Raw genomic sequence first — 14,184 nt, forward strand, 5'->3', positions numbered from 1 at the left:
TCTGCTAGACCCCGAGCGCCTCGATGGTACGCATAACGCCGCGCAGTTCGGCAAGCCCCTTCAGCCGGCCGATGCAGGAATAGCCGGGGTTCACCGTCTTGCCGATGTCGTCGACGATCAGATGGCCATGGTCGGGGCGCATCGGCATCTGCCAGTCGGGGCGGCCTTCGGCCTTGCGGCGGCGTTCCTCCGCCATCAGCGCCTGGACCACTGCGATCATGTCGGTGTCGCCGTCGAGATGTTCGGCCTCATGGAAGGAGCCGCCGAGCTCGTGCTTGACGTTGCGCAGATGGGCAAAATGGATGTTCGGCGCGAACTCCTTGGCCATGGCGACCAGGTCGTTGTGCCGCCCCGCGCCGTAGGAACCGGTGCAGAGCGTCAGCCCGTTCGAGGGCGACGGGCAGCCGGCAAGGATCGCCCGAGCATCCTCGGCGCTCGACACAACCCGCGGCAGGCCGAAGATCGGGAACGGCGGATCGTCGGGATGAATCGCCATCCTGACGCCGGCTTCCTCAGCGACCGGCACGATCTCACGCAGGAATGAGATGAGATTGTCGCGAAAGTTTTCGCGCGAAAGCTCGCCGTAAACGGCAAGCGCGCGGCGGAAGGAGTCGCGATCGTAGATGAATTCGCGCGCCGGCACCCATCCGATCAGGTTCTTTTCCAGCCGCGCGAGATCGCTTTCGCTCATCTTTGCCAGTCGCGCACGGGCAGCCTCGATGCGCTCGGCCGGATGCTCGGCCTCCGCTCCGGGGCGCTTGAGAACAAGCACGTCGTAGGCGCAGAATTCAACCATGTCGAAGCGCAGCGCCGTGCCGCCATGCAGCATCGGATAATCGAGATCCGTGCGCGTCCAGTCGGTGATCGCCATGAAATTGTAGCAGACTGTCTGGATGCCGGCGGCGGCGACGGCACGGATCGAGGCCTTGTAGTTGTCGATCAGTTCGCGATAGCGGCCGGTACGGGTCTTGATGTCCTCGTGGACGACGATGCTTTCAACCACGTCGAAGGTCAGTCCGCCGGCCTCGATCTCAGCCTTGCGCTTGAACACCTCGTCCTGCGGCCATGCGCGGCCGTCGTTCAGATGATGCAGCGCGCTGACCACGCCGACCGCGCCGGCCTGGCGGATATGGGAGAGCTTTACGGGATCGTCGGGGCCGAACCAGCGCCAGGTCTGTCTCAAGATCGAACTCCATCGAGTGAGGCCATCGCGGCCGCGGGTCCCTTGCTGCGCAAGGTTTCGAGATGCGCCGCCGTGATTTCCGCCAGTTGTCCGCGATGGGTCAAACCCTTGGCGAAGCCTACGAGATCGAACACGGCGTCCACGGACTCGCGCGCCGACAGCTTGCGCGAAAAGATGGCGCTCAGACCATTGTCCAGCGGGTCGGTGAAGTGGCCGGCGGGCAGCGCATCTCCCCTTGCCTCGGCGGCCGCGATCCAAGCCGCGACTGCGAGCATCAAATGATCGGCAGGAGCGCCGGCCGCGGCGCGTTCCAGGGCAGAGGCTACGATGCGTTGCGGCAGCTTCTGGCTGCCGTCATTGGCGATCTGGGCGGTGCGGTGGGCGAGCGCGGTGTTGGCGAAGCGGACCGAAAGCTCCCCGGTGTACGCCTGCGGGTCGAGCCCGCCACCTTCGGGCAGCGTCGGTATCGCCTCCGCCCACAACCCGTCGACAAATTTCCGAATGGCCGGATCGGCAAAAGCAGCGGCTACCGTCTCGTGGCCGCTCAGGAGGCCGAGATAGGCGATAGCCGAATGCGAGCCGTTGAGAAGCCTGAGCTTCATATCCTCGAACGGCGTCACGTCGCACACCATGGTGACGCCGAACTTTTCCCAGGCCGGACGGCCGGCTGGGAAATCGTCCTCGACCACCCATTGGCAGAACGGCTCGGTCATCACCGGCCACGCATCCGCCGCACCGAGTTCCACCGCCACGCGGTCGCGGTCGGCGTCGGTGGTCGCCGGCACGATGCGGTCGACCATGCTCGACGGAAACGCGACCTCGTCCCGAACGAAGCGTGCCAGCCCGGCGCCGCGCAGTTCTGCAAACTGAATGAGAAGCCGGCGCAGCGTCGCGCCGTTGGCGGGAAGATTGTCGCAGCAGAGCACGGTGAAAGGCGCGGCTCCCGCTGCGCGGCGGCGGACCAGCGCCTCGAGCAGGAAGCCGTGGACCGTTCTGGGCGCGCCGGGATTGGCGAGATCGGCGACAACATCAGGATGGGCGGCGTCGAGGTCGCCCGCGGCGTTGCGCAGATAGGCCTTTTCGGTGACCGTCAGTGTGATGATGCGGGTTCGCGGATCGGCCATGACGTCGAGCAGAGCAGCCGGATTTTCCGGCGCGACGAGCAGCGACAGGATCGAGCCGACGACGCGCAGGCTTTCCGCCTCGCCGCTGCGTACTGCAAGCGTGTAGAGCTCATCCTGCGGCTCGAGCGCGTCACGCGTATCGGCGCTGCGCAATGAGGCGCCGATAATACCCCAGCCGGTTTCACCGGAGCCGAGACAGTCATCGACATATACGGCCTGATGAGCTCGATGAAAGGCGCCGACGCCCAGATGCACGATTCCGGGCGCTACTGCGGCCCGGTCGTAGGCGGGCTTCTGGACGGTCGCGGGCAGGCCCTTCAGCGTCGCGTTCGAAAGGCGCTCACCCATGCGGCCTCACCTCCACAAACGGCCGATACGCTGCCATGATCTGCCCCTCCCTAGTTTAGAAAATCGGCTCCGGGATTACACAAGCGCGCCGGCAAAGTCATCATACAACAAAACATTTTTTGTATGTTGACATGACGCCGCTTCGTCCATACCAGAACTCGGATAGCCAGGGAGGGCTCCCCGAAAATATGAGCGTTTTGATCGATCAGGACCTGCTGTTTCCGGCCGAAGAGCGTTCTCGCGCCATTGCCCGGCAACTCTATTCCGGCGTGAAAAACCTGCCGATCATCAGCCCGCACGGTCATACCGATCCGCGCTGGTATGCGCTGAACGAGAATTTCCCCGACCCGGCGCAACTGCTGATCATTCCCGATCACTATGTCTTCCGCATGTTGTTCAGCCAAGGCGTTAGGCTGGAAGATCTCGGCGTACCGATTTCGGACGGCAGCCTGGTCGAAACCGACGGCCGAAAGATCTGGCGGCGTTTCGCCGAAAATTTCTTCCTCTTCCGCGGCACTCCTACCAGGCTCTGGTTCGACTACGTGCTTTCGGATGTGTTCGGCATCGCCGAGCCGCTGAGCGCCAGGACCGCCGACGCTCATTACGACCGCATCGCCGAACTGCTGGCCCGCGACGAGTTTCGCCCGCGCGCGCTGTTCGAGCGTTTCAACATAGAGGCAATCGCCACCACCGAAGGCGCGCTGGACGATCTGCGCTGGCACCGGATGATCCGCGAAAGCGGCTGGGCCGGCCGCGTAGTCACTGCCTACCGGCCGGACTCGGTCGTCGATCCCGATTTCGAAGGCTTTGCCGCCAATCTCGACCAGTTCGGCGAGATCACCGGCTGCGAGACGGGCAATTGGCGCGGCTATCTCGACGCCCATCGCGCGCGACGCGCCTATTTCAAGAGTTTCGGCGCGACCTCGTCCGACCATGGCCATCCCACCGCCGAGACCGCCAACCTGTCGGACGCCGCGGCCGAGGAGCTCTTCAACCGCATCCGCCGAGGCTCTTCCGACGAGCGCGAGCACCGGCTCTTCCGTGCGCAGATGCTGACTGAAATGGCCAAGATGAGCCTGGATGATGGCCTGGTGCTGCAAATTCATCCCGGTTCCTGGCGCAACCACTCGCCGTCCATCTACGAAAAATTCGGGCGCGACAAGGGTTTCGACATACCAACCCGGACCGACTATGTCGGCGCGCTGAAGCCGCTGCTCGACTGCGTCGGAACGGAGTTCGGCCTCACCGTCATCGTCTTCACGCTTGACGAGACGAGTTATGCGCGCGAATTGGCGCCGCTGGCCGGCGTCTATCCGGCACTGAAGCTCGGACCCGCCTGGTGGTTCCACGACAGCCCCGAGGGCATGCGCCGCTTCCGCGAGATGACCACCGAGACCGCGGGCTTCTACAACACCGTCGGTTTCAACGACGACACCAGGGCATTCCCATCCATACCGGCGCGCCATGACATTGCGCGCCGGGTCGATTGCGCATTTCTCGCGCGTCTCGTGGCCGAGCACCGCATGGCCGAAAGCGAGGCGCACGAGCTTGCGCAGGAACTGGCCTACGGGCTCGCGAAGCGCGCCTACAGGCTCTAGCCGAAGCAGCATCCAACGGGAGGAAAGAACCATGTTGCATTTTACGAAATTCGCGGCCGCGTCGGTCGCAGCCGCAGCACTGATGATCGGGGCGGCAAACGCCCAGACGGTGCTGAAATCGTCCGATACCCACCCGGACGGTTACCCGACTGTCGAAGGCGTTCAATATTTCGGCGAACTGGTGAAGGAACGCACCAACGGCCGCTACGAGGTCGAGGTGTACCACTCGGCCCAGCTCGGCGAGGAGAAGGACACGATCGAGCAGGTGCGCTCCGGCGTTATCGAGCTCAACCGCATCTCCATGGCTCCGTTCAACGGGACGGTCAAGGAAACCATCGTGCCGGCGTTGCCCTACATCTTCCGCTCGGAAGATCACATGCACAAGGTGATGGATGGCGCCATCGGCGACCAGATCAAGGCGGCGTTCGAGCCCGCCGGCCTGGTGGTTCTGGCTTATTATGATGCGGGCGCACGGTCCTTCTACAACAGGACGAAGCCAATCAATTCGGTCGAGGACATGAAGGGCCTGAAGTTCCGCGTCATCCAGTCCGACATCTTCGTCGACATGGTCGCAGCGCTCGGCGCCAATGCTACGCCGATGCCCTATGGCGAAGTCTATTCGGCGATCGAGACAGGCGTCATCGACGGCGCCGAGAACAATTTTCCGAGCTACGATACCGCCAAGCATTTCGAGGTGGCCAAGCACTACTCGCTCGATGAACACACCATCCTGCCGGAGGTGTTCGTGATGAACAAGGCTGCCTTCGACAAGCTGACGCCCGAGGACCAGGAGATTTTCAGGCAGGCGGCCAAGGACAGCGTCGGCAGACAGCGTGAACTGTGGGCGGCAAAGGTGGCCGAGTCGCGCAAGGTCGTCGAAGCCGCCGGCGCGCAGATCACCACGCCGGAGAAGCAGGGCTTCATCGACGCTATGGCGCCGGTCTACGAGAAGCACGTCACCGATGACGTCTTGAAGAAGATGGTCGAGGACGTGAAGGCGGTTCAGTAGCACAACGGACGCCAGCTCTCCCGTCCGGCAGCACCTGCAGCCGGGCGGGAGACTGGTCCACGACGAGAGACGACGCATGTCATCCGAAGCACGGGCTCATCCCTCACCCATTGTCAGGGCTTTCTCCAAGCTCAACACCGCGGCGCTCCTACTGGCCGGGGCAGGCTTGGTCGCGATGACGGCTTTCGTCGCCTGGCAGGTGTTCTGCCGTTACGTGCTCAATAATTCTCCTAGCTGGACCGAGCCCGGTTCGGTGATGCTGATGAGCTGGTTCATCTTTCTCGGCGCGGCCGTTGGCGTGCGCGAGAACAACCACCTCGGCTTCGACGTGCTGCTCTATGTGCTGCCCAAAGCCGGCAAGCGCGTGCTGCGCATGATTTCAGACGTGGTGATCCTGGCGTTCGGAGCCGGCATGGTCTGGTACGGTGGCCAGCTGGCCGCTCTGACCTGGAACACCACGCTTCCCTCGCTCGGTGTCTCGGGCGCTTTCGATTACCTTCCAGTCGTGGCGGGCGGCGTTCTCGTGGTGCTGTTCGCCCTGGAGCGGATCGTACGGCGCATCGCTGGCGAACCGGTCGACGATACGCTCGACGAAGCGGTTTCGGCCGAAGTCGCAGTCGAAATCGACAATGCCGCCGCCCACGCCGACCCCAATTTGAAAGCCTGACGACATGGAACTCTGGATCCTTTTCGGGAGCTTCGCGCTGCTGATGCTGATCGGCACGCCGATCGCCTTCTGTCTCGGCGTCGCCAGCTTCGCGACGGTCCTTTACATGGGATTGCCGCCGCTGGTGGTCTTTCAACGGCTGAACTCGGGCATGAGCGTGTTCTCGCTGCTTGCCATTCCCTTCTTCATCTATGCCGGCGACCTGATGGTGCGCGGCGGCATAGCCAGCCGCATCGTCGCCTTCGCGGCGTCGCTGGTCGGCCATATCCGCGGCGGACTGGGCCAGGTCAATATCGTCACGGCGACGCTGTTCGGCGGCATTTCGGGCTCCGCGGTTGCAGAAGCGGCGGCTGTCGGGGGGCTGATGATCCCGCAGATGAAGCAACGCGGCTACGGCGTCGATTACGCCGTCAACGTGACTTCGATGGCGGCGCTGATCGCGCTGCTTTTGCCGCCCTCGCACAACATGATCATCTATTCCATCTCGGCGGGCGGCAAGATCTCAATCGCCGACCTGTTCACGGCGGGGATCATTCCCGGTCTCTTGCTGGCAGGTGCGCTGATGGCCACCGCCTATATCGTCGCCCGAAAGCGCGGTTATCCGACCGAGCCCTTCCCCGGCTTCTCCGCAGTGGTGCATCTCGCCGCCATCGCCGTTCCTGGCCTGCTCCTGATCGGCATTATTTTCGGCGGCGTGCGATCCGGCATTTTCACGGCGACTGAGAGTTCCTGCGTCGCCGTCTTGTATGCACTGCTGATAACGGTGTTCGTCTACCGGCAGATGAGCTGGGCCGACTTCGTCCACGCCACCATGGGAGCCGTGCGCACCACGGCGATGGTTCTTTTGATCATCGGCACCGCCGCCGCCTTCTCATGGTTGATGGCGTTCCTGCGCGTGCCGGCGGCGCTGGTCGCATCGATGAACGCGGTCTCGGAAAACCCGCTGGTCATCCTGCTCCTGCTCAATCTGCTCATGCTGCTGCTCGGTTCCTTCATGGATATGGGGCCTACCATCATCATCGTTACGCCGATCTTCCTGCCGGTTGCTCAGGCCTACGGCATCGATCCCGTGCATTTCGGCGTCATCATGGTCCTGAATCTCGGCATCGGGCTGAACACGCCGCCGGTCGGCGCGGTGCAGTTCGTGGCCTGTGCCGTCGGCAAGATAAGCGTCTGGCAGGCCATGCGCTCGATCTGGCCGTTCTATGGCGCCGGCCTCGTTGTGCTCGGGCTCGTCACGTACATCCCGGCGATTTCGCTGTGGCTGCCGAGCGTGTTCAAATAGGAGGGCAAGATGCCGTCTGACGCAGTCGTCGATTTGCGGATAGAGCGCAGGCCAAAGCTTTCCGAAAGCGTGGTTTCGGCGATCCGCGCAAAAATCCTGTCCGGGGAATTCGCGCCCGGGCAGAAGCTGCCGACTGAAAGCCAACTGACCGAAACCTTCGGCGTCAGCCGCACTGTGATCCGCGAGGCGATCGCGACACTCGCCGCCGACGGTCTGGTCGAGGCCCGGCAGGGCGCCGGCGTGTTCGTCATGGATCATCCCGCGCAGGCCTTCGCCTCGATGAGCCAGGAACTGGGCAACAAGATCTCGCATGCGCTGAACGTTCTAGAAGTGCGCATGGGCATTGAAATCGAAAGCGCCGGCCTCGCGGCGCTGCGCCGCAACAGCGCGCAAGAGGCGCGCATCCAGGAAGCGTTTTTCGAGTTCGAGCGGCTGCTGGAGGCGCGGCAGGCTACCGGCAAGATCGATTTCGCCTTCCACCGCGCCATCGCGGCGGCCACCAACAATCCGTTCTACGTCGAGGTGCTCGATGCGCTCGGCAGCCGCACTATACCGTGCGACGTCGCCTCGCCCTGGGGTACCGAAAGTGTGCTCACCCATGATTACCAGGTTGGTCTGCAGCGCGAGCATCTGGTGATTCTCAACGCAATTTCGGCCGGCGACCCGCAGGCCGCCCGCGACGGAATGCGCGCGCATCTGTCTGCCAGCCAGCAGCGCTACCGCTCGCGCCTCATCGGCCAACAGGCCGAATACATGCAGGGCATCGGCAAGTCCCGATCCTCCTGAGCATCTTCCTCCCAGAAAGCAGTTTCATGACCCAAAACAATATCGACTATGCCTCCCGCTTCCCCATCGATCCTGCCGCTGCCGCGGCCATGGGAACGGACGAGCTCAGGCACAATTTCCATATCGAAGGCCTGTTCCAGGGAGGTCGTATCAACCTCACCTACACGCATTACGACCGGATGATCGTGGGCGGCGCGATGCCTGTGGATCAGCCGCTGGCGCTTGAGGCGATCAAGCCGACCGGCACGAAGAACTTTCTCGACCGGCGCGAACTCATCGCCGTCAATGTCGGCGGCGCAGGCACAGTCGAAGCCGACGGGCAATCCTACGCCGTCGGACCGCGCGACATGATCTATGTCGGCATGGGCGTGGAAATCGTATCGTTTGCCTCCGCCGACGCTTCGGTTCCTGCAAAATTCTATCTACTCAGCGCGCCAGCCCATCAGTCTCATCCGACGACGCACATAAAGATCGGCGACGCCAAGCGGCTCGACCTCGGCAGCCAAGCGACCTCGAATGAGCGCTCGATCTTCCAGTTCATCCATCCCGAAGGCGCAAAGACCTGCCAGCTCGTCGTTGGCATGACGCAGCTTGCGCCCGGCTCGGTGTGGAACACCATGCCGTGCCACGTTCATGACCGGCGCTCCGAAGCCTATCTCTATTTCGATCTGCCGGAAGCGGCGCGGGTCTTCCATTTCATGGGCGAGCCGGACGAGACGCGCCACCTCGTCATCAAGAACGAGGAGGCGATCCTGTCGCCGGGCTGGTCGATCCATTCCGGTGCCGGCACTTCCAACTATGCCTTCATCTGGGCGATGGCCGGCGACAATGTCGACTATACCGATGTCGACCCCGTCGCGATCGGAGATCTGCGGTGAGCGACCTGTCGGCATTCAGCCTCGCCGGCAAGCGCATCATCGTCACCGGCGCGAATACCGGCATCGGCCAGGGCATAGCCGTGTCGATCGCCAAGGCCGGCGGTGAAGTGATCGGCATCGGCCGCTCGTCGATGGAGGAGACCGCACGGCTGGTCTCCGCGGCCGGCGCGAAGTTCGTGGAGATCGGCTGCGACCTCGGCGACCATGCCGCTGCGCAGGCGATGCTCGACACGGCATGGGAGACGCATGGCCCCATCGATGGCCTGGTCAACAATGCCGGCATCATCCGGCGAAACGACGCGGTCGACTTTACCGAAGCCGACTGGGACGACGTAATGGACGTCAATCTGAAGTCGCTGTTCTTCCTCTGCCAGGCGTTCGGTCGCCGCGTGATGGCCGCGCAGCGCCGGGGCCGCATCGTCAACGTCGCCTCGGTGCTGTCCTTCCAGGGCGGTATCCGGGTCGCGTCCTACACCGCCTCGAAGCACGGCGCGCTCGGCATCACGCGGCTGCTTGCCTGCGAGTGGGCGCAAAAGGGCGTCAACGTCAACGCCATCGCGCCGGGATATATCGAGACCAACAATACCGCCGCCCTGCGCGCCGATCCGGACCGCAGCACAGCGATCCTGGGGCGGATTCCGGCCGGCCGCTGGGGCATACCGGCAGATATCGGCGACGCCGCTGTGTTCCTGCTAGCGCCGGCGTCCAATTACATGCACGGCGCCGTCGTCCCGGTGGATGGCGGCTGGCTGGCGCGATAGAGAAGCCCGGGGACAGTTTACGTTTTCCGCTCTCGCGAGATTTCAACCGCTCCTGCGTTTCTGCGGAAAGAAAGTAAACTGTCCCCCCGCACCCGGCCGATCGACGTAGGAGCAGATTGATGGACACAAAAATTTTTTCGCATCCCGGCGAGGGAAACTGGACACCGACGCCCGACGGCAACCGCCGCCGCGTCGTGCTCTACACCGACGAGTTGATGGTCGTGGAATTCGCCTTCGAGAAAGGCGGCGTCGGCGCATTGCATTCCCACCCACATGTGCAGTCGAGCTACATCGCCGAAGGCCGCTTCGAGGTCACCATAGACGGGCGGACGGAGACGCTGGAAGCAGGAAGCAGCTTCATCGTTCCGTCAAATCTCGTCCACGGCGTCAAGGCGCTCGAAGCCGGCCGGCTGGTCGACACGTTCACGCCGCACAGGGCCGACTTCCTCTAGTTCTGACTATACCGGTCAGTTACCCCGGTCCGGAAATAGCGCCTTCAGCCCCTCGCGCGAAGCCTTGGCCACGCCGCGCTCGGTGATCAGCCCGGTCACCAGCCGTGCCGGGGTCACATCAAAGGCCGGGTTCGCAGCGCCCGTGGCTTCCGGCGAGACACGTACCTGCGCGATTTCCCCTGCCGCCGTCTTGCCCCAGACGAAGGACACCTCGTCGCCCGAGCGTTGCTCGATCGGAATTTCCTTAAGCCCGTCACCGACGGTCCAGTCGATGGTCGGCGACGGCAGCCCGACATAGAACGGCACGCCATTGTCGTGCGCCGCGAGCGCTTTGAGATAAGTGCCGATCTTGTTGCAGACATCGCCATTGGCGGTGGTGCGGTCGGTGCCGACGATCACCATGTCGATCTCGCCGCGCTGCATCAGGTGCCCGCCGGCATTGTCGACGATCAGCGTGTGCGGCACGCCGTGGCCGGCCATTTCCCAGGCGGTCAACTGGGCGCCCTGATTGCGCGGGCGCGTCTCGTCGACATAGACGTGAACGGGAATCCCCTCCTCTGCCGCCAGATAGATCGGCGCAGTGGCAGTGCCGTAGTCGACGGTGGCCAGCCAGCCGGCATTGCAGTGCGTCAGTATGTTGACCGGCTCGCCCGGCTTCTTTCCGGCCGCAATCTCCTTGATGATCGCCAGCCCGTTGACGCCGATATTGCGGTTCAGCCCGACATCCTCATCGGCGATCTCACCGGCGCGGCGAAAGGCTGCCTCGGCGCGTTCGCCGAGCGGCAGCGGCCGCAGAACCCGGCGCATCTCGTCCAGCGCCCAGCGAAGGTTGATGGCCGTCGGCCGCGTCTCGTGCAGCGTTTCCCAGACGGCGTCGAGCGCCTCGTCGGACGGATCGTCGGCCATCTGGATTGCCACGCCGTAGGCCGCCGTCACCCCGATCAGCGGCGCGCCGCGCACCCACATGTCGCGGATCGCGGTGGCGATGCCGGCCACGCTATCAATCCTCTCGATGCGAAAATCATGCGGCAGCCAGCGCTGGTCGATGATCTCGACAGCTCGGCCGTCCTCGGCCGGCCAGATGGTGCGGTAATGGCGATCCGCGACTTTCACGAGGCAGTTCCTTTCTCGATCAGCACGGCAAGCGCATTGACCTCGTCGATGCTGTGGATCTGCCGCCGGTTGACCACAAGCTGGCGACCGAACTTCAGCGCCTTGGCTTCGCAGGTAGCGCGCAGATCCTGATCAGCAATGGTCTCGAAATCGGCATTGTGCGCCAGGCCCAGAATCCGCCGGTGGATTTCGATGCCGGCGAAGCCCAGCATGTCCGTCCAGATGGAATGAAGCATCTGGTCGAGCGCCTGTTCGGCCGCGAGCGTATCGCCCTGATCCTCGAACAGGCTTTTCTGATACAGAATGCCGGTCCGCTCGGTGCGCCAGAGATGCGAGAACTCCTTGCGGAACACAGACCACGTCTCGACGATCACATCGATGAGATAGACGCGGGTGGTAGCGCGGTCGCCCTCGTGCTCATGGCCGCGCTGGGAGAAGAAGGCCATCCAGAAATTGGCGAGCAGCATTCCGACATCGAAGGCCATCGGCCCGTAGAAGGCGAATTCCGGGTCGATCATCCGTGTCTCGGCCTCGGTCACCATGATCGAGCCGGAATGCAAATCGCCATGAAGCAACGTCTCGGCACTGGCCGCGAACAGATGCTTCATCCGCTGCGCCTCGACCTTCAAATCGCGGTCCGCGCGCAATTCGGCCACCAGCGCGTCGAGCTGCGGCGAGGTGTGGCGGTTCATCTTCGCGTCGAAATACGGATCCGAGAACACGAGGTTTTCGGTGATGTCGCAGAGCTCGACATTGTCGGCGAAGAGCGCCAGGTCGGCCTTGCGCTCCTTTGTCGGCATGGAGAGGTCGGAGCCGCGAAACAGCGTGCGCGCCATGAACAGGCCGATGTCGGTGGCGATGTTGGGCAATTGCCGGCCTTCGATCAGCGCCTTGCGCAAGATGATGTGCGGCGACAGATATTCCATGACGATGAGCGCCTGGCTCTCGTCGAAATAATAGATCTCCGGGACCGATCCGGGCGCCCTCGCCTGCTGGCGCGTCAGGGCGTGATATTCGAAGAAGGAGCGCTTCAAGGGCAGCGGCCAGCTGTCGCCCACCAGCCGCACATAAGGCAGCGCCTGCTTCACGACAGCCGCACCCTTCTCTCCCTCGACGATGAAGACCAGGTTCAGATTGCCGTCGCCGACCTCACGCACCTTCCAGGCCGAAATGTTGTTGCCGATCCGCGACGTGAGTGCCTCAGTGTCGCCCAGCCTGGCGGCCAGCGTTTCAACCGACAATGCTTCAAAGGGTCCGCTCATCGTCACTCCCGGCCTCCCAACCCGCGTTTTCCATCATAATGGAGCAATGGCGACTGGTCCAAACTAGGAACCGCTCTGGCAATTGTCAATCGTGTTGACAATTGCCGACATTGTTCATAGCGTTACCTTCAGGGAGGAAGGCATGGTCGAAAATGCCGTGTTCCGCGTGGAGGGGCTGAGAAAATCCTTTGGCCGGATTGAGGTGCTTGGCGGCGTCTCTCTCGACCTGCACGCGGGCGAAGTGACGGTGCTGATGGGCGCCAACGGCGCCGGCAAGTCCACCCTCGTCAAGATCATCAGCGGCGTCTATGCCCGCGACGGCGGCGCAATGAAGCTGGGCGGCAAGCATTTCGCCCCCGCCACACCCGCCGAGGCGATGCGCGCCGGCGTGGTGACCGTGCACCAGAACATCAATGACGGCGTCGTCGCCGACCTGGATGTCGCTACCAATCTCACGCTCGACCGGCTGAGCGGAACCGGCGCGCCGACCTTCTTCAATCCGCGCCGCGTCCGCCGCGAGGCGAAGATCGTGGCGGACCGGCTGGGGCTTGCCGTCGACCTGAAGGCTCGCATCAACGACCTCTCGCTCGCTGATCGCCAGATGGTGGCGATAGCGCGCGCCATGGCGCACGAGCCTAAAGTGCTGATCCTCGACGAGCCGACCTCCTCGCTATCGAGCGCCGAAGCGACACGGCTCTTCGCCGTCATCGACCGGCTGCGAGCGCATGGCGTCGCGATCCTCTATATCTCGCATCGCATGTCCGACATCCGCAGGCTTGCCGATCGGATCGTCTCGATGCGCGACGGACGGATCAGCGGCGTCTTCGAGGACAAGCCGCTCGACTATGAAGGCGCGGTCAACGCCATGCTCGGCCGCAGGATCCATCTCGATCGGATCGTGGTCAACGAAGCCGCAAAGACGATTCTCGCAGTCGACAGCCTGCGCATTGCCGAGGGCGCGCGGCCGATCTCGCTGACGCTCGGCGCCGGCGAAGTCGTGGCCGTCACCGGTCTTGTCGGCGTCGGCAAGACGGCCTTGGCCGAGACGCTGTTTGGCGCGCGCACACCGCTCTCTGGTACGATGGTGCTGAACGGCAGGCCCTATGCGCCGGCTACGCCGGGCGAAGCGATCTCCGCCGGCGTCTTTCTGGTCGCCAAGGACCGCAGCGACAACGGTATCGTCCAGGATTTCAACATCTACGAGAACATCAGCCTGCCGTTCCTGAAGCGGCTTTCAGGTTTCGGCGTGCTCAAGCGCAACGTCGAGCGCGCCACGGCGCGGCGACAGATCGGCGAACTCGGCATCGTCTGCCGGACAGAACGGGACGAGATGGGCACGCTTTCGGGCGGCAACCAGCAGAAGGTAATGGTGGCGCGCTGGATGTCGCAGCCGGCCAGCCTCTTCATCCTCGACGAGCCCTTCCAGGGCGTCGATATTTCGGCCAGGCGCGACATCGCGGCGAAGCTCCGGACAAGCTCGGATGGACGAGCGACGCTTATCTTCGTGACCGAACTCGACGAGGCGCTGGAGACGGCGGACCGCATATTGGTGATGTCGGAGCACACCATCGTCGGCGAGCATCGCAATGCCGATATCGACATGGATCGGCTGCTCGCCGAGGTGGCGGGCCAGCCGCTCCGCGGCGGCGGCATGATGTTGATGAGGTGGAATCGAATTGAGCGATAAAGGGCATGAAATTGCATTGCATGACGGCGGA

At 63.5% G+C, this 14,184-nt stretch carries 13 protein-coding genes; 9 read left to right on the forward strand and 4 right to left on the reverse strand.

All coding sequences use genetic code 11. From position 1 onward, the window contains the following. Positions 1-4 precede the first annotated feature (4 nt). Positions 5-1,183: a mannonate dehydratase gene (gene uxuA, locus ABVK50_RS13115; RefSeq protein ID WP_353641149.1), complete on the reverse strand. Its 1,179-nt coding sequence runs from the start codon at positions 1,181-1,183 to the stop codon at positions 5-7. Next, a complete protein-coding gene (locus ABVK50_RS13120) occupies positions 1,180-2,655 on the reverse strand; it encodes a mannitol dehydrogenase family protein (protein WP_353641148.1) in 1,476 nt (491 codons plus the stop codon). The genes uxuA and ABVK50_RS13120 overlap by 4 nt, the downstream gene beginning before the upstream one ends. Positions 2,656-2,843: 188 nt before the next feature. Between ABVK50_RS13120 and uxaC the strand changes: the two genes are divergently transcribed. From uxaC to ABVK50_RS13160, 8 genes are all read left to right on the forward strand, one after another. Continuing rightward, the gene (gene uxaC, locus ABVK50_RS13125) at positions 2,844-4,253 is read left to right on the forward strand and encodes a glucuronate isomerase (RefSeq protein ID WP_353641147.1); all 1,410 of its coding nucleotides are present in this window, start codon (positions 2,844-2,846) and stop codon (positions 4,251-4,253) included. Positions 4,254-4,284: 31 nt separating this feature from the next. Beyond that, on the forward strand, positions 4,285-5,262 hold the full coding sequence (locus tag ABVK50_RS13130; RefSeq protein ID WP_353641146.1) for a TRAP transporter substrate-binding protein: 978 nt from the start codon (positions 4,285-4,287) through the stop codon (positions 5,260-5,262). A gap of 76 nt (positions 5,263-5,338) precedes the next feature. After that, positions 5,339-5,929, forward strand: a complete 591-nt coding sequence (locus ABVK50_RS13135) for a TRAP transporter small permease (RefSeq protein ID WP_353641145.1) — start codon at positions 5,339-5,341, stop codon at positions 5,927-5,929. Between the two features lie 4 nt (positions 5,930-5,933). Next, a complete protein-coding gene (locus tag ABVK50_RS13140; RefSeq protein WP_353641144.1) occupies positions 5,934-7,214 on the forward strand; it encodes a TRAP transporter large permease in 1,281 nt (426 codons plus the stop codon). Positions 7,215-7,223: 9 nt separating this feature from the next. Continuing rightward, a complete protein-coding gene (locus ABVK50_RS13145) occupies positions 7,224-8,000 on the forward strand; it encodes a FadR/GntR family transcriptional regulator (protein ID WP_353641143.1) in 777 nt (258 codons plus the stop codon). 26 nt (positions 8,001-8,026) lie between these two features. After that, positions 8,027-8,878 carry a 5-dehydro-4-deoxy-D-glucuronate isomerase gene (gene kduI, locus ABVK50_RS13150; RefSeq protein ID WP_353641142.1) on the forward strand — a complete coding sequence of 284 codons (852 nt, stop codon included), beginning with the start codon at positions 8,027-8,029 and terminating at the stop codon, positions 8,876-8,878. Beyond that, complete coding sequence (gene kduD / locus ABVK50_RS13155) at positions 8,875-9,639, forward strand: 2-dehydro-3-deoxy-D-gluconate 5-dehydrogenase KduD (RefSeq protein WP_353641141.1); 765 nt, start codon at positions 8,875-8,877, stop codon at positions 9,637-9,639. Before kduI ends, kduD begins: the two co-directional genes overlap by 4 nt. 119 nt (positions 9,640-9,758) lie before the next feature. Next, positions 9,759-10,091, forward strand: a complete 333-nt coding sequence (locus tag ABVK50_RS13160; RefSeq protein WP_353641140.1) for a cupin domain-containing protein — start codon at positions 9,759-9,761, stop codon at positions 10,089-10,091. Between the two features lie 15 nt (positions 10,092-10,106). Here ABVK50_RS13160 and mtnA read toward each other — a convergent pair whose 3' ends face one another. Continuing rightward, positions 10,107-11,204, reverse strand: coding sequence for an S-methyl-5-thioribose-1-phosphate isomerase (gene mtnA / locus ABVK50_RS13165; protein WP_353641139.1), 1,098 nt, complete (start codon positions 11,202-11,204; stop codon positions 10,107-10,109). Beyond that, the gene (mtnK, locus tag ABVK50_RS13170; RefSeq protein WP_353641138.1) at positions 11,201-12,466 is read right to left on the reverse strand and encodes an S-methyl-5-thioribose kinase; all 1,266 of its coding nucleotides are present in this window, start codon (positions 12,464-12,466) and stop codon (positions 11,201-11,203) included. The genes mtnA and mtnK overlap by 4 nt, the downstream gene beginning before the upstream one ends. Positions 12,467-12,608: 142 nt before the next feature. On the opposite strand from mtnK, the gene ABVK50_RS13175 reads away from it, so the two are divergent. Further along, positions 12,609-14,153 (forward strand): sugar ABC transporter ATP-binding protein, encoded by a 1,545-nt coding sequence (locus ABVK50_RS13175; RefSeq protein ID WP_353641137.1) that lies wholly within the window; start codon positions 12,609-12,611, stop codon positions 14,151-14,153. The last annotated feature ends 31 nt before the right edge of the window (positions 14,154-14,184 follow it).

Source organism: Mesorhizobium sp. WSM2240 (genome assembly GCF_040438645.1).
Classification (GTDB): Bacteria; Pseudomonadota; Alphaproteobacteria; order Rhizobiales; family Rhizobiaceae; genus Allomesorhizobium.

Excerpts from the sequence above, each read along its gene's own strand:
- ABVK50_RS13120 (WP_353641148.1), bottom strand. The coding sequence starts at position 2,655 with ATGGGTGAGCGCCTTTCGAACGCGACGCTGAAGGGCCTGCCCGCGACC.
- uxaC (WP_353641147.1), top strand. The coding sequence starts at position 2,844 with ATGAGCGTTTTGATCGATCAGGACCTGCTGTTTCCGGCCGAAGAGCGT.
- ABVK50_RS13130 (WP_353641146.1), top strand. The coding sequence starts at position 4,285 with ATGTTGCATTTTACGAAATTCGCGGCCGCGTCGGTCGCAGCCGCAGCA.
- ABVK50_RS13135 (WP_353641145.1), top strand. The coding sequence starts at position 5,339 with ATGTCATCCGAAGCACGGGCTCATCCCTCACCCATTGTCAGGGCTTTC.
- ABVK50_RS13140 (WP_353641144.1), top strand. The coding sequence starts at position 5,934 with ATGGAACTCTGGATCCTTTTCGGGAGCTTCGCGCTGCTGATGCTGATC.
- ABVK50_RS13145 (WP_353641143.1), top strand. The coding sequence starts at position 7,224 with ATGCCGTCTGACGCAGTCGTCGATTTGCGGATAGAGCGCAGGCCAAAG.
- kduI (WP_353641142.1), top strand. The coding sequence starts at position 8,027 with ATGACCCAAAACAATATCGACTATGCCTCCCGCTTCCCCATCGATCCT.
- ABVK50_RS13160 (WP_353641140.1), top strand. The coding sequence starts at position 9,759 with ATGGACACAAAAATTTTTTCGCATCCCGGCGAGGGAAACTGGACACCG.
- mtnK (WP_353641138.1), bottom strand. The coding sequence starts at position 12,466 with ATGAGCGGACCCTTTGAAGCATTGTCGGTTGAAACGCTGGCCGCCAGG.
- ABVK50_RS13175 (WP_353641137.1), top strand. The coding sequence starts at position 12,609 with ATGGTCGAAAATGCCGTGTTCCGCGTGGAGGGGCTGAGAAAATCCTTT.